Raw genomic sequence first — 17,961 nt, forward strand, 5'->3', positions numbered from 1 at the left:
AAAAAGTCAGTCGTGCTCGATTGAGCGATTGGGTTATAAAAACGGGGGTTATAAAAATTGAGTAGCGATATCAAAAACCAAAGTGACAATGCCGAATATCAGTAGGCTGCCTAAGATGGCACCGAGTATTTTGATGGCGCGCATAGCGTTGGTACTCAGAGAGGTCAGTGAGCGAGTGAAGGCTGCCTCACACAGTGAGGCGCTTTTGAGTAACACCTCGCCCGTTTGTCCTGTCTCTCCCATTAATTTCAGTAGGTTTTCATCTTCGCGGCGCAGCAAGCCGCTGCTTAATACGTCTCCTATATTGGTTTTGCCCTGACTGATGCGCGTGAGCATGATGTCAAGATGGGCTTTGAGATACGGGGTGGCGTTTTTATGGCTGTGATTCAGGGCTTTTTTTACACCCATCCCTGCACTGATTTGGTTTCCGAGTGCGGTCATGAGATTGACCGATTGCAGTAAGCGGTAATGCCAAAAAAGGGGCAGGTGCTCAATGAGGTGCTGTCGCCGTCCAGACCAACGTGGCAGTGCCAGGGTGATGCCAATACCCAGCGCAATAAGCAAAGGTATCAAAATAGGAAGCGTCTGCTTTGCCAGCAGGCCCAATTGATACGCAAACGTAGCCACACTTCCCCACCGGCGCATTGGCATTTGCTCGGCTAAGGCGGGAAACACAAACGTGCTGCACAAGGCGGCAACACTGAGTAGCATCACACTGATAGCGATGGGAAGGGCCATCGCTTTTATCAGGGTAGACGCCCCTAAGTTTTGAGTGCTGAGTACGCGCTTTGCGTCTTCAAGCCCTTGCTGTGGGTGACCCGTGGATTCACCGGCGAGCAGGCTTTGAAACGCGAGTTCTGAGAGAAAGGGCTTTAAGCTGTGCGCGAGGCTCAGTCCTTTCCCCATCTCGTTTAAGGCGTACTTCGCCACCGTTTGCTCGGACTTGCCACCAAACTTTTGCAATTGCAGTAAGATGTCTTTTTGTCCAAGGCCGGCGCTATGAAGGCCAATAAGCTGGTCAAACAGCATCAGCTGGGCTTTGAGTGGCAGTGGTGTCATCAAATTGCTCCTCTTGTTCGCTTAAAATGTGGTCATACCATGTACTGACATCCGGTTGATTGAGTCCGTCAATGCGACTGGCGGCGGTGAGAATATCCATATCTCCACGATAGATTTTTAATTTGGCGTGGTCGGTGATGGGCTTAAAGCCTTTTGCCGCTAACGCCTTTCGCCAGCCTAAGTAATCTTCTTTTAAGATGAACTCTCGGTCTTCGTCATCGAGGAGTAAGATTTCTGCCACGGCTGTCCGGCCTCGCTCGCCTTCTACGCAGTGCTCACACCGATTAGGATTGCGATAGCGCACCGTAGACACATCGTGACCCGCTTCTTCTTCCTCTAAGCGCCACTGCGTTAACCGAGCTAACTCATCGGGTGCGTTGCCCTTTGCAAGGCGCTGTTCCCAGGTCAGCTTGCAATGAGGGCACAGGACACGAACTAAGGTTTGGTAAATCCACACCTTCATTAAGTTGGGTGCGGCGATAACCGCCAGTGGGACGTGCATTTGCTGATTGAGCGTATGGGCGATACCAATGGCGCTGGAGGTGTGAATGGTGGTAAAGAACAGCTGACCGGTTTCGGCTTTTCGACAGCCACTCATGGCGCCTTTGTGCTCCCTGAATTCGCCGTGCATCTCGATATCAATGTCCATGCGAAGCAGCGCTTTGGCGTAGGTGAAAAAACCGTCTTCGTCTTTTTCACGATTGATGACCAAGGTTTGAGGCACGCCCAAATCAAACTCAATCGGGTCTTCAAGGGAGTGCATGGCCCGCCCAGTGCCTTTCATGGCTTCAAAACACGAGGCGAGTAGCGTGGATTTACCACTTCCGACTTGACCGGCAATAATGCAAGCGCCAGAAGGACTGTGTAAAAAGGCTTTCAGGGCTTCAATTTGCCCGTGGGTTAATCCCAGCTCATCCAGTGAAGGAATGGTTTCTTCTTTGTTGAGCCAGCGCAGAACACATTTTCCACCGTCATCTTTACAAGGTGCATAAGCCGCTCGCCAACGTGTTTCTCGCTTTTTGGTCTCTCGGGCCTGGCTATCTTGAACCATCAGGTCAAGCAGGACTCGACCATTATTGATGTTCTGTTGGTAGAAATCGCCATCGGTATCGGTGGCGAGGTCGTTAAACAGATAACCAAAGAGCTGCATCCCGTAGTCTTTATCTGGAATGCGGGCTTGCAGTTCAATCAGGCGTCCGTCCACACGGGCTAACAGTCTGGTTTCACTTCGGTACACTTCAATGTGAATGTCAGAGGCATTCAGTGTGACGGCTTTTTGAAACAGTTGCTTAATGAACTTGGCCACATCTGAGCTGCTTTGGATGTTTTGAGGGTCCTCCTCGATGCGCGTGGCATCAATGAGTCCTCGAACCACGCTTTTTTCAGCGAATGAAACGCTGCTCACGTGACCGTTTAAAAGCTCTGAGTGGTCCTGGCAATAGGTGTCCAGTAGCGCAATCGCTGGACTGTCAAAATCACACGTCAGAATGTCGCCAGGCTCTATCAATACGCTGTCTTGATGTTGGTAGTAAATGGATTTGAGAGTTTCATCCAAGAGGACATCATGAGTTTGCATCGTCGACTTCCTTTTCTGGCAGTAATGGTTTTTTTAGGTATCGAGTGGTGCGTTTTCCTGCTTCCTCCAGTACCACACTGTTGCGATGGATGGCCTTAACGGTGACATCCATAATTCGAGTGCCAACGGTGGCTGGAATGAATTCATCGTCAAGCGCGAGCCATGCGGTGCTGCGTTTCCCTGTTTGGGTGATGCTGCGAACTTCAAGTCTCGTGGCGATGGTTGGGTTATCGCTCACGTGCTCGGCTTGTGTTTGGACCACGGCTTGAGGCGTCTTGAGCGCTTTTAGAGTCTGTGCTTCGCTAAGTTGCTGACGTTCAGCACTTTGTTTGCGTGCTTTGAGCCGTAGCAGGGCTTCTTCTTCCATCAGTGTCAGGGCCTCAGAAGCGTTGTCGGAAAGAGGCAGAATCAGTTTGGATGGCGCTGGCGCCGCTGGTACTGGCGCATACGTGGTGGTCACGGGCGCTGCCTCAAGGGTAGATGATGTGTCTTGGGGCTCATCTAGAGGTTGGACCGATGGTCTTAGATTCACTGGGGTATCAGACGCTGCGGTGAATGACGGCGGCGTTTGAGTCTTGTTATTGAGCATATCCCAAGCAATGGTTGTGCCCGTGGCAAGGAGCAGCAAAGCAAACAGGGCCAGTAAGCTTTTTTGTTTAGTGGTTAAGGGGGCCTTTGTCTTCATGGTCAAGGGTTCCTTGTAAAGTTAACGTGAGCGAAGCGGGCTGCGTTTCGCCAGAGTGTGTCTTTGTGGTGAGCGAGAGCAGTGCGCTGCTATCCATCTCAAAGTGAGTCAGTGACAGGGCAGGGCTGTCTGTCAGCTCGATTAAGACAGGGAGTGTTTCGAAGAAACGGTCGGTGTCGAGTTCCCACTCGGTGACCGTCAGTGGCGCGGCCTTCTGCTGACGTTCTTTAATGGTGTACCCCATGCGTTCAAGTGTGTGCCTCAGTGGGGCTTGAAACCCACTGATGTCATAAATGCGCTCGGTGTTGTGCGTCTTAATAGGAATGACGAGGCGAATGGTGTCATCGCTAAGGTGAGCGTACTGGGCGAAGTTTGAATGGCGCTCTGCGAACGCTTCCCACAACCGGTGTTGCAGGGTGGACGCTTTGATGAGCGTGACATTCCATGTCGCATTGACGGGAGACAGAGTAATACTGTCAGGCGTTAATCCGTCGGGTAGAAACGGTAAGTAGGCCAATACACCAGAAAGGGTACGCAGTGCATCACTGGGTTTTACTTCCGTTTGGTACGCCTGCATTCGCAGCTCATAAGCACTGGGTGGTACGGGCGGTGGCGGTGGTGACGTTGCGGTTGAAAAATGCCATAAGGCCAGGCTTCCTAATATCAACAGCGCACCGCTGGCCGCAAGTGTCATGGAGATGGATGTAGCTTTGCCGAGCTCGCACGCTTTTTCGTCGATGTCTGGCTGGCTAATCACAATGGGTTCGTGAACCGCTTCAAGGCGTGAGGACAACGCTGGCAAACTTGATGTCAACACCGGTGTCCCTTGGTGCCAGTCAAACGCCAAGGCATTATCCACTTCACTCCATGACCCTAGCCACTCTTTGACGACGGTAAGGGCGCTGCCAGGGTGTAGCTTAACGGCGTACCATTGCTCTTCCCCTAAGTGTTCGAGGTAAAGAAAAGGCGCTATAGAGTCAGCAAGGCCCAAATGATGAAGCTCGGACAGAATATCCTCTTTTATCCCTTCTCCGACGCAGAGCGCATTAGGCTCATGGCTGTGATAAAAATGATATCCATCGGTATGTTTTACCGAGCGATGAAAAGGGGCGCGATGGCGTTTTTTGAGACGCAAGAGTTCAGCCCGAGTACGTGCCACGCTTAAGTGTGGGAGTACCCAAGGCTTATCTGGGTTTCTCATAGGAAAAATCCTTGGTTTATTGTCGGTTATTGATGGGGCGATTGATTGAGTATCGCCTCATGAATTCGAAGTAAATCCAGATGAATGGTGTCAAGCTTCTCATCGGTCTTTGAAGGCGCTTGAGTGGAGGTGCATCCTGCTAACGCAAGGGTTAACAACACGGAATAAAAGACAATTTTCATTTTATCTCCTTATTGCGTTTTACGAGGGGTAAGCAGAACGAGGGTTTCGGTCGTGTCAGATTTAGAACCGGTGCCACCAAAGAGCGAGGTCCAGAAGTTTTTGGTTTGCTCCGCCGTGGTGGACGTTTGCTTGACCGAAGCAATCACCATGGTCTGGCCGTATCTCAATTTGTTGGCAAAGGTGATTTCACTTTTTTCCACGGTAAGGAATTTTAAATTGAGGTTTTCAACCGATTCCGTTTCTTCACGAACAATTTTCCGAAGCTGCCCTGAAATGCGAAGCCAAACGTGGTCTTGTTGCACGTTGGCATTAATCATCATATCCACGCCTTCCATCTCTTTTTCGCGAGTCACGCTGGCACTCACGACGCCTTCACTGGACTCACTGGAGACATCATAGAGATAGGGCACTTCGCGCTCTTGTACGACACGAGCCGGTTGATTGGAGAGCATGAGTGCCGTAATAGGCGTTTGGGTTGCGACACTGCCTTGTTTTTCCAGCACCTTAATGAAGGTTTCCGTCCCATTCCATGCCCCGCTGCCGGTAAAGGCCAATCCATATCCGGTACCTTCTGATATCGTATTGGTGCCAGGGACAAAAAATTGAAGGGCACCGTTTGAGGTCTCTTTGACAATGTTCCAGTCAATGCCGCGCTCAGTGCCAAGGTTAGAGCGAAACTCAATAACGCGAATATCGAGACTGACCTGTTTTTCTAACATGGATTGGTATTGGTTTATTAAGCGTCTGACCGAGGCCATTTGGTCCGGTGTCGCTTTGACGGTGATGCTGGACAGCGCTTTGGAAGTGGACACCAAATGTTTGGCGACCTCCTCACCGCCGAGTAGGTTTTGCACCGCTAGCGCAATCTCATTGACGATTTCTACGCCGTCATACTCAATGTTAAGATATTGGCCTTCAACGCGAGAGCTGTCTTCGCCGGATGTGTTGCCTTGAGAGCCAAGTTGTCCGGTGACTTTGCCAGACGGTAAGTTCAGCGTGAAGGTTTCGGTTAAGTATCGAGTGATTTCAAGACGTTCAGGCGTGGCTTGAATACCGTATCCGGTTTCTCTGGAGAGCAGGTTTAACACCGCTTGGCGAGAGGCTGAAAAGTTGAGCGTGACTTTCTTGTTGGGGCTGACCTCTTCCGATAACCAGATAGGGACCCCCGTTCCTGCCATCATATCTTCTAAGACCACAGAAAGGGGCATATCAGAGACATTAACGGTGATGGTTTCATCAAGGTATCGCTGCTCTAATTTCTCCTCTATCGGCACGATGGCGATTGGCGGTTTGGTAATGTGTGAGACTTTTGATACGTCTGGCACCGTCGAGAGTTGGGTGATTTCTTGATGAATGGCGTCATTGGCCTTAAGGTTGGCGTGATAATCCTCAGAGGCACAGCCTGCAAGCAGCACGCTAAGGAGCAACCCTGGATACAGGGCGGCTTTTTTGAAAAAAGTCATTGGGAATTTCCTTGTGTGGCTTAATCTTCGACGATGAATACTTGCCCTGTGGAGGCTAAGATTTGCGCTTTGACAGGGTAAGCATCAAGGATGGCGGTGAGCGCCCCGTCGATGTCATTTTCAGTGGTTAATAAGTAGTAGTCTGCGCCAAATTGGTAGTCTCGCTTGGCGAGGTAGCTTCGAGCGCTATCATCACCCTCTACCCAGCGATAGCCGTAATGCAGCACGACATCTCGAAGCACTTGCTTGAGAGAGCCCCCTTTGACGTGGGTAATGAGCGGTAAATCTTCAAAGTCATAAATGCCGGCGACCTTGGCTTTATGGTTAACCGTCAGACGTATCGGTGTGTCTAATTCGCCAGAGAGTAAGGTGATGGCCGTTTTTAAAGTGCCTTGGCGGTTAAATACGTGGGGGGCGGTTTGGGCCAGAGCGAGCTCAGCTTTGCTTGAGAGGTTCCATGCGATGTTGTCGTAGCCTTCGGATTTGAGCCAGCGCCTTAAGCCGTCGCGATAGGTTTCACCATTGCGCACGATATAACGTTTACCAGTGGGGGCTGTTGCCTTTTGAGGGGCTTTTGGGGTGACGGCGAGGGTGGCGCCCTCGGTTTGTCGTATTTGCGTCTCTTTAAACGGGGATAAGTCTCGCTCAATGACATTGCGTCTGGTGAGTTCAAAGTATTCGCCTTGCCCTTCATAGGACGGCGTCGCGCAGCCGATAACCACAAGGGGGACACACAATAACAACGTCGAGCGGAATGCAAGTTTCATTAGCTGCCTCTCTGTACAGTAATAAGACGGTGGGTTTTATCGACAACGATGGTGTTATCGAGTCCAATTAAAATTTGAATCGCATCCAGCACAGGCATGGTGCGATGCAGCTTTGCTGCCGCAGGGATGGGCTGGGCTAGGACTTCCACCGCACTAGGAGGGGCCGGGAAGTCGGTGATGAGCGTATAGCCCAGAGGCTCGGTTATCCAAATGATGGCGTCTTTCACCGAAGTGGCCTCCACCGGCCAGACAGTTCGAACGCTGACAGAGAGCGTATCCACCGGCTCTAGTCGCGGTGCGGCAAGGCTTGAGGTGGACAATGAACTCAATACTAAAAGCGTACTGAGCAGGAGAGGTTTGATGGTCATTAAAGATACTCCTCGTAGAGATAGCGCCAGGGCGTGAGATAAATATCGTCTTCCACCATGACATTGATGCTTTGGCCAGCACGAATGGTGACCGTGGGTTTGAGAGCCAAATATTTTTGAGCAATGGGAGCGGCTTGATTTCTTAGACTGGAAGATATCGCGCTAGTGTAACTTTGGTCGGTTTCACCGGTGCCTTCCCAACTGGTACTAGAGGCCAGAAGCGCGTAGGCGGCGACCCCAAAGAACTGGGCCAGATAATGCCGATCGACTTGGTCTCCCACGGCGCCAATCCCTTCACGGTCAAGCCCGGATGATTTGGATAAATCGACGCGGTTGCCGTTAGGAAGAACCACCCAAGGCACGGTCAATCCCATTCGGCGGTTGATGACTTCATTGACATTGCTGATGGTGACGGACTTCAAAATCACTTCTGAGCCTTTTGGTATCAGGACGTATTCCAAATCCACATCAAAAATGTCTTGAGAGACCACTGCTTTAAACGTACCTGGATGGTCACTGTTGGTTTTCATCATGGTGACGGCTGGGATAATGGTGCCGACGGGGATTTTTAATTTGCCTTCAATGCTGGCGTTATAGGCATTCTCCTCAGTAAAACCCGCAATGTTGGTTGGCGGTGTGTCAAAGCGCTTTGAGAGAGAGTTTAGCTCAGCCGTTTTTTGGGTGAGCGCTTCGGGGGTATAGTCGCCTCGTAATATCTGCGCTTTGAGCGCTTCGGCTTCTTGAATGCGCTTAGCAATCATCTCTCGCTGCTCATCACTGGAGCGCACTTCATCACCGACCTGGCGGGTGTGAAATGAAGGAGACGTTTGAGACGCTTTGATGTTGTGGGACTGTATTGGTTCACCGCCTACCCAGCGCGTTTTCAGTGCGCTTAACGCTCGGCTGAGCTCTTCGACCTCATGCTGCTGTTTTGCCTGCTCAAAAGGGTCAAGGACCACAGGAAATGCCTGGCTAGATACCGGCGTGTGCTCCGGCTCGATATTGGCTAAGACTTCATCCGTATCTTTGGCTTGCTCACGCGGCGTCGTGATATCGTTGACGGCCTGTGTAAAGTCTTGTGGCGATGAGCGCTTTTGCTGGGACACGGTGGTGTCATTGACTTTTGCCACGGGCGAGGGTGGGTTTTGGGTCAGCATGAGCACCAGAAAGAGCAAGGCAATGACCCCGAATGCGGCGCCAAGCGTTAATCCTAATTTCTTTCGGTCTGTTGGGCGGACTTCACTCATAGGTTCCCCCGTGTTTGATTGTCGCTTCTTGTGACGCTGAGCGTGACATCGTCAATACGTAGAGTGAAACTGGGGTAAATGCCGGTGACGCGGTACATGGCGTAGGCATCTTCGTACTTCACTGGGGCCACCGCGTTTTTACCGCCAATCTGGGTTTCCACACTCAAGATACCGCGATTGGGGTTAGCCAGACGTATGTAGGTAAATTGACCATCGTCATACACATCGGAAATGGTGTTTTGACCAACAAAAGCTTTGCCTTCATCCCACTGATAGCGGGTATAAATGCGATAACGATACTTTTTCAGTGCCTCGACCACAGCCTGTTTGCGACTTTGCTCTGTTTTGGCCGTTTGTTCACTCAATGCCGTTTGCAGCTGCGCTATGCGAGCGGATTGTCCGCCTTCTGACAGTCTTTTCGTGGAAATAAACTGACCCAACGCTTGCTTTTGCGATTCAGAGTAATAGTGGTTTTCTCCTGAAACCACGACGCAAGGGCTGGCTTTGTTTATTGGGACGCGCCGCGCCACAATGTCATAGATGCGGCCATCGTCGGTATACGCATAAACGGCCGCTCTCTCGCCTTCATCAAGCTTTGAGTTGGGCTTGATCAAAATGCTGTTCGTACCAGGCATGGCATCGACATCCCAGAGCAAGCCATTGGAGGTGGTGGGCGTAGTGAGCAAATTGCCAGGTAAAGAGACGCGGGTGCCAACGCTGAGCGCAGACGACACCTCAATGACATGGTTAGGGCGATATTTGACGGGGGTGCAGGTGGCCGCATGGCTTGCGCCCGCGGCAAGCAGGCAGCACAGTGCCCCCCATTGTGTATAGGATAAGCGCATAAAGTTTCCTTGTAGGGTCAGTTGAGCGCGGGGTTATTGGCGCTCTACATTGAGTTGGGCGTCGGTAATTTGGATACCGATGGGGTTGAGTCTGAGAAAGCTCATGCTTTGTTCAGAAAGGGACGCTTTGTCCATCAATTGCCACTGAAGGCTGAGGACGAGCGATTCCGTGGTTTGGCTTCCTGCGCGTTCGCGCGAGAAATACACATTACTGCGTATTTGAGTGTGTGTTTGTCCTGATAAATCCGTGGCCGTGACTTGATCGTAGTGCTCAATATTACGAACATGGATAGTGATGTTATCTCGACTCTTGGCAAGCTTTGCGGCTTTTTCAATGGCATTAAACCCGTTTGGTGACACAAAATGGGTCGCCATAGCCGGCGCCATGAGCACTTTGGCTTCTGCCCAGTCATCAGCAATGGTGGCCGGTGTGACTCCATAACGACTGATAGCAAAGCGGGTGAGCAGCGCATCAATGGTGGTTTTGAAGTAGAGCTGAGAATCGTCAGGTTGATAATCCACCACAGACCAAGCGCCATTCGGCGCTAGCTTCACGTAAATCAGCTCTTTATTATTTTGCGCTTTTTGAAAGGCAAAAAAGCAAAACGCCAACGCCAGGCAGACCGAAAGTGCTAATACGACACACAAGATATAGAGTCGGTTACGTTCACTGCGTAATAGAGCGTGAGGGTTGACGATGTTTTCTTCTTCCACCGGTTCAGTGGCGGTTGGCGTTAAAGGGGAAGGGGTCATTGCTAGTCTCCTTTATACTGGGCTTCCCATCAATTTGGTGGCAATTTTGGCGGCCATTTTCCCCGCGCCTCGATTCAGAGCTTTACTTGGGGAAGCGACGCCCCCAACCAATTCTTTAGTGATACCAAGGACGCTGAGAATTAAAATCATGCACAGCACTATCATGATGAGCATGTCAGTGGCACCAATATGGGTCACATCATCAGTAAAGGCGGCGCTCAGTGTTGGATTGTCTTGCCGACATCCTGAGAAATCCAAACCAGAGCCACAGTCTAATAGCTTAGAGGCGGTCAGTTGGGCTTTAAAAGCAATGGCGGCGATAACGCCAGAAGCGCGAAGTAAAATCAGCAACATCAACGCCCCTAAAGTGAAACGAAACCAACCATCAAAAAAGGGACGAGTAGCAGGGTGGGCGAGCAAAGGCACAAATAACGGACCAATCATTTTTGCCAATGCGACGAGCAAGACTCCCCACGCCCCGACCAACCACATTAAAAGCTGCAAAATCGCGGTCGATAACTCCCACAATATGGCAATGACGGCGGTGCCCATGGTCATTTGGAAAATGGACAGATCTTCGATGTAAATTTGATTGATGGCATGAAAAAAATACTTTGATAGGAAAAAACCGTCTCGATTGCCGGTGCCGACATCAAGCATGATAAGGCCCACTTCATCAAAAAAGGCGTGTGAAATTGAAAACACGGTATCGTAATTGGCCCAAAGTAAGAGTGTCGCCATGACCATCAAGCACGATTGCACGATGGAGGGGGCGTCCAGTCCGGTTAGCATGAACTTGGCCACTTCGGTAAAGAACACGATAACCACAAGGGTGACTAACAAGGCGCGAATGAAAAACGCCCAGTCAGGGTGCGCCGATAATTGGTCAATAAAAGCACTGACGGTCGCAAAAAACTCGTTGAGAAAAAGACTGTTATTCATCGGTACACTCGCTCATCAATGGAGATGCCTTGCGCTTTCACCGCGTCTATTTTCTTCAATTGAGCGACTTTAGCCGAGAGCACGGCGTGTGCGGATTGCTGCTCAAACTGGTTGCTGTAACTCATAGAGGACAGCTGCATCTCGTTGAGGTTGGCAATTTGTTCCATGAGGATTTGATTTTGCTCCACAATAAGCTGCAATGTCGCCAGTTCGCTTTGGGAGCCTAAACCCAGCCTTTGTTCATCAAGGTGGGCGATATCTGCGCGAATTTGAGCGTTAGAGCGGCGATAGTAATCCCGTTCACTGGCACTGGTGTGGCTGTCACTGGCTAAACGATACGCTTGATTAAGGTGGCTGGGCGTTGCCCCAATCGCGCGCTCAGACAGTGAATTTACTTGATGTTTATCTGGCACACTGGCGTAGCGCTGAGTGCTGGCGACAGGCTGATTGGGCGTGTCTTCTTTAAGGTGATCCTCGTAAAGCTGATTAATATCTCGATGAAGCCCTGGATAGTCACGGCGCTCTAATTTACGCTCAAGGGCGCTCACCTGATTGAGAAGTACTTGATACTCTCTCATGGTTTGCGTGTATTGATCGAGGAGCGTCGTGAGCTGATTGATGTTGAGTCCGGTTTGCGCCAGCATTTGCTCATAATCTTTGAGTATCTGCGTGTATTGCACAACGGATTGAAGTAAGTTGGCCACGTCTACCACGGGGAAACCAGAGGCTTTGACGGGTAGAGGCTGTGTGGCCAGATGAATACTGAGTGTCAGTAGGGTCAAGGAAAGGCGGTGCGACGTTCGCATAACGGCTCCTTTTTCGGGGGTTAAGGTTAAAGGTCAAGCGTGTCAATGATGCTATCAATGGCTTTATCGATATCAGGCTCAGTGGCAAAGACGCGATTGGCGATAGCCGCTTCATGGGCGGTGGACGTCGCAATGACGTATTGCTCTTTTTCCACAAAGAGGTTGATAACGGTCTTAATGCCAAGTTCAGGTTGAAGGATATAGGCTTGTTGGTTTCGTTTTAGCCCTAAAATGACCTCACAGTCTTCATCGGTCAGAAAAGGAAACGCGGATTGATAGGCGTCTTTATCCATTTCTCCATCGGCCATAAAGAGGAACGTGGTGCAAGCGCTTCTAAGGACATCCCATTCTTCCAAATCGTGATAGTGTTTGGGGGATTGCGTCCAAAAGCCCATGCCGCCTCCGTGTTTGAACCAGGTTCTGGCTTTGGCAATTAAAAACTCAGCGGCACCTGGCTGGGCTAAGATGTATTGGCACTCATCGACATCCAGGAACTTGGCTTTTTCTCGATAGTCTGGATGTTCAAACAGTCTGACGGTGCGAAAGAACACTTCCGTATTGACCAGCGCGCTGAGGGTTTTATCGTCTTTGACACCTTGAATGTTGTAGACCGAGAACGGTTTATCTAAGGCGCCAATAGCGTCCACATCGTTATCAAACAGATTGCCGTATTTACCGCCTCGCTTAAACTGCGCGAGTTTTTTGTTCAAGCCAGGGCCGCATTGTCCCAATAACGCCGACAAGGTGTTAAGAGGTGGCGCTGCGCTCATGGTGAGGCGAATCGCATGGCTGAGCTCGTCTTGTTCACTGGCAGTGAGCACTCGAAGCTCTGGGGATTCGTTTTTTTCAAGCATGAGTAATATCAGGTGCGTGATGTGTCTGGAAAAGTGGTCATCATCACCGCCGGTGCACAGCTCAAACGGGTTAAAGCCTTGAGTGGTCTGCGCATTATCTAAGCGGAAAATGGCCCCGTCGTCTCCAAAAAATCGCGCGGCGGGCTCGGAGCCTGCATCGACATCGAGCGCACAATATTGCCCACCGAGCTTAAAGAAGTGACTGGCGATACACAGCTTTAAGAAGGTTTTCCCGCTTCGGGTTGGACCCACACAAGCGATAAGGCACTTTTCACCGACAAAAGGCGTGAAGTGGAAGGGGACGCCATCGTCGGTTTCAAATACGTAAATCGCTTCTTCTTGTTTCAGACCATGCATCCAAGTTGGAACGCCGGAGCTGGAACGGAAAAAGAGTGATAAGGCCGCCGCTTGCGTGGTGCTTAAGACGCTTTGCCGGTAAGGCAGAGAGCGTGCGCCAAGGAAGAGCGATTCGTAAGCCCGCAGAAGTCCGACATTTTCCCACAGCAATTGGAAGTCTGAGTTTTCCATGACATTACTCAGACGTTTGACACTCGCCTTTAATGCCTCTGGAGAAGACTCAAACACCACGAGCATACTGCTGTAATGTCCGTAATGGTCATCATCGTTTGAGATGGCTTCTAAGGCTTTCAAAGCCCTGTTTAACGCCGGATTGGCTTCGAGTTTTTTGCGCACATCCAAAGCCCCTGACTGACCGGTGACCAAATCCATGAAGGAGAGTTGTGAGCGGTAAAGCGCTCCCTCTTTATCGGCAATCATTTGACGCTTTTGTGCGCGGCTAAGCGGACTGAATCTGGAAAGCAGCAGGTAATTGCCTTTTTCCATCACGGGGTTGAGTCCAGACACAAAGGCAGCTTCTGGCAGGGCATCATGGCCGCACCCTGTGATTGACGCGATGCGTGCGTAGACCACTTTTTCGCCTTCAATCTTTAAGGTGTGAATACCTTGATGCAAGATGGGGGTGACAGTCACATTCGCGAGTAAATGGTCCCAATGCCTATTTGGGGCCGTAGCGTTAGCGCGCGATAATCTTTCTGGATTGAGTTCGATTAACATGCGCTGCAACGCATAAACGTTGCCGGTAGAGAGCCGGTGGTTTTGAAGGCTTTTAAAGCCCAGTCCGATATCGAGACCGGCTAACGTATCATCAAGGGTTTCAAGCTGCGCCAACAGCGCGTTTTCTTCAAGTAGCGTACAACCACGGTAAGAAAGAGCTTGGAGCAGCTGCGCGCGTTTGTCGCTGTCCACAATGGCGCTTAAACACAGGGTGAAAAAACCACGTCCCCAATCATTAAAGCGCACGTGAGGAGGAATGGAGACCGCCCAATAGAGCTCGCTTTGGTTAAGGTGACGCTCCTGATTTAAAAATTGTGCGCGGCGTGTTGAGAGTAGTGCGGCTCTAGGGTGCGCTCTGGGTTTAAAGTGTAATGGTGGCGAATCAAAATGGAGGTAATATTGACTGAGTGTGACTTCAAAAGGGAGCCGTTGAAGAATATGGCGAAGCAATAAGGTAATGACGGTTTTTTGCTTGGCATTGAGTCTAGGTTCTATGCCAGAGAGCGATAACACGCCAAGTAGGTCGCCAGTGTCAGTCAGAACGCCTTCATTGATACTCGCCACCGTCGGGATAACGGTATTGAGTGCGGTCATATTAAAAACTCTGTATCCAAGTGATCACGGTGCCAATGCTAAAGAGCGCGATGGCGCCAATGCAGCCACGAAATACCCAACCGAGCGCACTGCCTGCTTGCTTTGGCATAAAGACCCAAAGCGCAATACCGCAGCACAGTGCCATAAAGACGACAAATAAGGTGCCAGGTCCGCCCAGAAAATCAACGATGGCTTGAAAGAAAGCGACGACTTGGCCAAACGGCCCTGTACTGGTGCCAAGTGATACGCGAGCAAAGGCAGGTGCGCTTAATAGCCACATCAGTGGCAAAGTAAGTAAACGAATCATAGTGATGGTGTCCATTGTGTTAAAGGGCGTGTTCCCCTTGGAGTGATAATGCGAATGTCTTTCGGTAGTGTGTGCTGTGTGCCAAGTTCGGTGTGGTTAAGAATATCCATCCATAACCTCCAAGCGTGAAGGTCATCTTTGTGAATCGCGTTAAGCGGTACAAAGAGGATAGCGACATACACCAAAGACAGTATCAGTCCCGTGAGCCATCCGGCTAAGTAAATGAAAAGTCCGATACCAAAGCTGGCGAAGAGTACGACCATTGCGAACAGTTCGACAGGAAGCCCTAGGACGGTGGTCGTATTGTCTAACGTTCGATGCCGTTTGAGTTTGGGGTTCATCGTTAGTTCCCTAGTGTGGATGGTGCCTTCAAGAGCATCGGCTTAAAACATTGACGATAAAGCTTTCGGCGGATTCAGGCTCCATGTCTAGCGTCTCCACGATTTGAGAAAGGATCTGTTCTTTCTCTTTTAAGCTGAGATCATTGTTATCAAAAGAAATGCTCATGCCATAGTTTCGACACATAGCGGCAAATTCGCTTAATGAGTTTTTCATGCATAGTCCTTTTCGGTGTGGGTCCCTCGAACGAGCATCGTTAAGGTGAGTAAACGGATGATAAGGGTAGATGGTGTGAGCGTTTGCGAAACTCACGCTTTTTACCTTTTTCTCTTTCAGTGTCACCAAGTGATGGTGGTGCATGGCTTCTTTTTGAAAATAACAAAAAAGATGCGCTTCAACACAAGGTCGTTTGAGGTATTGCTCCAGGTCAGCCAAGGTTTGGATGACATAAAGCGGTGGTCGATGTGATGTTTTCATTCGATGCCGTCTCCTCTAGCTTGAGGAGCGCACCAAAGTCAGATTTGATATGCCAAATTGACGAGTACAAGCGTTCAAAGCACAGCCACCACATGGATTACTGTGTTTTAAATGAGAAATTTGTGCCATAAGAGTTTTCCTTTCGAGTATGCCAAAAGCCGCGATAACCCTTATTCTCGTAGGTTTATCGAGGTCGTGACAACGTTGTCGATGCCATGCATGCTTCCCAAATAGTTATATGGGAGATGCTGCGCCACATGTGGCGAGATGTCATGAATGAAATGGTTCTGGTGTGACCAATGCCAATGGTGTTTTTTCAAATTCCAGGTACAAAAATCCGTAGATAAGAACGTGCTACATATCACCCAGAATGAGCAATTCTTTCTCAAGAACGACTTTAAATGAGTCAGATTGTTGTGACGTAGAGCACAAGCCCATTGTCTTTAGGTGGAGTGTGTCCACATTAGAACAAACGGCACGTTCTACTTTTCTTCTGGGAGCTCTTGCGCAGAGCGAGCGGTGTTCATCCTTTGGATAATAACAACGTACTTTCCCTGTCATAATGAAAATCTCTTTGAAATTTAGTGCCTTACACTTGAAGCGGTTCAGGCATTTCCGCACCCAGCCTTGACAGGGCGTGATTGAGAAATATTTTTTCCATGAATGTTCATGTGGCTTCCTCGTTGATGTCCCTATGCAGTGTCGTGTCGTTATCCAACGAGACGGTTGCGGCGGACTATCTGCCGTGGCATTGGTTGTTAAAGAACGGTGCATTCAGAAGAACAGTGCTTGAATGCAATGCTGAGTTTTTGAACAGCATGTGTCAGAGTTGATATTACAGAGGCTTTAAGGCACATACAAGTGTGAATTGTAACCACTTTGTGACATATAGGAGAAAAAGTGCAAAATAAATGAAAGATATAGGCAAAAAGATAAAAAGCTCTAGAACTGGAAAGGGAATTAATCAGACGCAATTAGCTAATATGTTAGGGGTTAAACCACAGACGGTTTCAGGTTGGGAAAGAGGGATTTCAAGACCTGATGTTAGTATTTTGAAAAAGCTATCGTCAGTTTTAGACATGCCTGTAGAGTTGTTAATTGATGAAACGAAGATTAACTTCGACGGCGTAGCAATTCCCATGTTGAGAGATATTTCCAGTTTGTTAGATCCACATTTTAATGTGCTATCGGTTGATGACTTTTACTCAATGCCTAGAAATGCCTCAAAGAAAACTAATAAAAACAGTAGGCTTATTTGCTTTGAGCAAAATGCTAATCCATTAATAACACTTACGAAGCACAAAGTTATTAAACATGTTTTTATCGCAGATTTATCAATGCATACTGTCCCTCATGATGGGATTTACCTAATAAAAATACATAACCAAATACATGTAAAATCAATAACTATTTCAATTCAAGGTTACCTTGTGAGGTCTTTAGAGTCGCATGACGATGTTGAACGCATTTCTCATCATGAATTTGAAAAAAGTATGAATGTAAGTATATTTATACTTGGTCGAGTGGTATGGTTTTCAGTTGATTTAACGTAAAAACAAATTGAAATTGTAGGGTAAATGAAGGATAATTTAGCCAACTCATCAAAGCTAGTGCATTACACTAAGCGCTATTGTCTATACAGAGTTTTTTGTGTAGTGGATTAGATTGAGTAGAATGTGTCAAGGGTGGTACCTTGACTAAACAGCATTCGCAAAAAGCCGTTCTCCCACAAGTGAGCGGTTTTTTTGTATCTAAAATTTGTATTTGATCTTTAAAGAGATCTTCTGTAGATTGGAGTTCTACTGTTTGGCTTACCAACCCAAACAATCTTAGAAACCTTGTGGAATCAAAGTATGACTCATCAATATCAATGTATCAGTACGATACATTCTAGACACAAAACCCGTTACTTAAGCCCTTCTAGACTCTTAGGATTGAGAGTATCTAGCGCTTTGTGTGACAGGGATGTGTCAAATGTTCTTATCTGAAGACGCTTCTCTAACTAAAGCTCAACAGCGTAAGGCTTACGATAAGCAATATCGAGCTTCCCGTAAGGCGCGTAAACGCGAGCTGGTTGACATGCATCAAACGGTTCTTGATGCCGAACATGCTCGCAAGCCGGGCTCATCTGTCGAAATTGGCTTCAAAGCAAAGCGCATTAACCGTAGTGGAGAATGTAAGAATCTTCCTTATGAGTACGCTTATATCCTTAAAGCTTGTGAAGAGTTCATTGATAACCCTAAACGTTTCCCGTCGCTACAAACCAATGATGGCCAAGCGGTCAATAACATCCAGTGTCGTCGCTTGATTGCCAGAGTTATGGCCACAATGCTTCCTTATACGGATTTAATCGGTGGTCGTGTTGGTGAAGCCAACAAAGCTCATTTTGATACCATCAGTTATGACTTCCTCCAGGAAGAA

At 49.0% G+C, this 17,961-nt stretch carries 18 protein-coding genes and 1 pseudogene; 2 read left to right on the plus strand and 17 right to left on the minus strand.

All coding sequences use genetic code 11. The annotated features are described in order from the left end of the window. Window positions 1-48: 48 nt before the first annotated feature. The 17 genes from MD535_RS22325 to MD535_RS22405 form a co-directional block, all read right to left on the minus strand. Window positions 49-1,059 carry a type II secretion system F family protein gene (locus MD535_RS22325; protein ID WP_265677333.1) on the minus strand — a complete coding sequence of 337 codons (1,011 nt, stop codon included), beginning with the start codon at window positions 1,057-1,059 and terminating at the stop codon, window positions 49-51. Next, the gene (locus MD535_RS22330; protein ID WP_265677334.1) at window positions 1,019-2,635 is read right to left on the minus strand and encodes a GspE/PulE family protein; all 1,617 of its coding nucleotides are present in this window, start codon (window positions 2,633-2,635) and stop codon (window positions 1,019-1,021) included. Before MD535_RS22330 ends, MD535_RS22325 begins: the two co-directional genes overlap by 41 nt. After that, window positions 2,622-3,320: a hypothetical protein gene (locus MD535_RS22335; protein WP_265677335.1), complete on the minus strand. Its 699-nt coding sequence runs from the start codon at window positions 3,318-3,320 to the stop codon at window positions 2,622-2,624. The genes MD535_RS22330 and MD535_RS22335 overlap by 14 nt, the downstream gene beginning before the upstream one ends. After that, window positions 3,292-4,521 carry a hypothetical protein gene (locus MD535_RS22340; RefSeq protein WP_265677336.1) on the minus strand — a complete coding sequence of 410 codons (1,230 nt, stop codon included), beginning with the start codon at window positions 4,519-4,521 and terminating at the stop codon, window positions 3,292-3,294. Before MD535_RS22340 ends, MD535_RS22335 begins: the two co-directional genes overlap by 29 nt. 26 nt (window positions 4,522-4,547) lie before the next feature. Then, window positions 4,548-4,703, minus strand: coding sequence for a hypothetical protein (locus MD535_RS22345; protein ID WP_265677338.1), 156 nt, complete (start codon window positions 4,701-4,703; stop codon window positions 4,548-4,550). Between the two features lie 9 nt (window positions 4,704-4,712). Continuing rightward, window positions 4,713-6,167, minus strand: coding sequence for a type II secretion system protein GspD (locus MD535_RS22350; RefSeq protein ID WP_265677339.1), 1,455 nt, complete (start codon window positions 6,165-6,167; stop codon window positions 4,713-4,715). Between the two features lie 20 nt (window positions 6,168-6,187). Continuing rightward, window positions 6,188-6,934, minus strand: coding sequence for a hypothetical protein (locus MD535_RS22355; RefSeq protein ID WP_265677340.1), 747 nt, complete (start codon window positions 6,932-6,934; stop codon window positions 6,188-6,190). Beyond that, window positions 6,934-7,161, minus strand: coding sequence for a hypothetical protein (locus MD535_RS22360; RefSeq protein ID WP_265677341.1), 228 nt, complete (start codon window positions 7,159-7,161; stop codon window positions 6,934-6,936). Before MD535_RS22360 ends, MD535_RS22355 begins: the two co-directional genes overlap by 1 nt. A 140-nt stretch (window positions 7,162-7,301) precedes the next feature. After that, on the minus strand, window positions 7,302-8,408 hold the full coding sequence (locus MD535_RS22365) for a TrbI/VirB10 family protein (protein WP_265677342.1): 1,107 nt from the start codon (window positions 8,406-8,408) through the stop codon (window positions 7,302-7,304). Window positions 8,409-8,545: 137 nt separating this feature from the next. After that, entirely contained in the window at window positions 8,546-9,394 is an 849-nt protein-coding gene (locus tag MD535_RS22370) for a TrbG/VirB9 family P-type conjugative transfer protein (protein ID WP_265677343.1), read from the minus strand. Window positions 9,395-9,427: 33 nt separating this feature from the next. Further along, entirely contained in the window at window positions 9,428-10,147 is a 720-nt protein-coding gene (locus MD535_RS22375) for a VirB8/TrbF family protein (protein WP_265677344.1), read from the minus strand. Between the two features lie 12 nt (window positions 10,148-10,159). Continuing rightward, the gene (locus MD535_RS22380) at window positions 10,160-11,089 is read right to left on the minus strand and encodes a hypothetical protein (protein ID WP_265677345.1); all 930 of its coding nucleotides are present in this window, start codon (window positions 11,087-11,089) and stop codon (window positions 10,160-10,162) included. Further along, complete coding sequence (locus tag MD535_RS22385; protein ID WP_265677347.1) at window positions 11,086-11,895, minus strand: hypothetical protein; 810 nt, start codon at window positions 11,893-11,895, stop codon at window positions 11,086-11,088. Before MD535_RS22385 ends, MD535_RS22380 begins: the two co-directional genes overlap by 4 nt. Before the next feature lie 26 nt (window positions 11,896-11,921). Continuing rightward, entirely contained in the window at window positions 11,922-14,417 is a 2,496-nt protein-coding gene (locus tag MD535_RS22390) for a VirB4 family type IV secretion system protein (protein WP_265677348.1), read from the minus strand. Window position 14,418: 1 nt separating this feature from the next. Continuing rightward, complete coding sequence (locus MD535_RS22395; protein ID WP_265677351.1) at window positions 14,419-14,724, minus strand: hypothetical protein; 306 nt, start codon at window positions 14,722-14,724, stop codon at window positions 14,419-14,421. After that, window positions 14,721-15,065, minus strand: coding sequence for a hypothetical protein (locus MD535_RS22400; RefSeq protein ID WP_265677352.1), 345 nt, complete (start codon window positions 15,063-15,065; stop codon window positions 14,721-14,723). The genes MD535_RS22395 and MD535_RS22400 overlap by 4 nt, the downstream gene beginning before the upstream one ends. A gap of 28 nt (window positions 15,066-15,093) precedes the next feature. Next, window positions 15,094-15,540: a hypothetical protein gene (locus tag MD535_RS22405; protein ID WP_265677355.1), complete on the minus strand. Its 447-nt coding sequence runs from the start codon at window positions 15,538-15,540 to the stop codon at window positions 15,094-15,096. Window positions 15,541-16,451: 911 nt separating this feature from the next. Between MD535_RS22405 and MD535_RS22410 the strand changes: the two genes are divergently transcribed. Both MD535_RS22410 and MD535_RS22415 read left to right on the plus strand, forming a co-directional pair. Beyond that, window positions 16,452-17,093 (plus strand): helix-turn-helix domain-containing protein, encoded by a 642-nt coding sequence (locus tag MD535_RS22410; RefSeq protein ID WP_265677356.1) that lies wholly within the window; start codon window positions 16,452-16,454, stop codon window positions 17,091-17,093. A gap of 421 nt (window positions 17,094-17,514) precedes the next feature. Beyond that, a pseudogene (locus MD535_RS22415) lies at window positions 17,515-17,961 on the plus strand (hypothetical protein); the annotation flags it as partial.

It is taken from the genome of Vibrio qingdaonensis, from assembly GCF_026191675.1.
Taxonomy (GTDB): Bacteria; Pseudomonadota; Gammaproteobacteria; order Enterobacterales; family Vibrionaceae; genus Vibrio; species Vibrio qingdaonensis.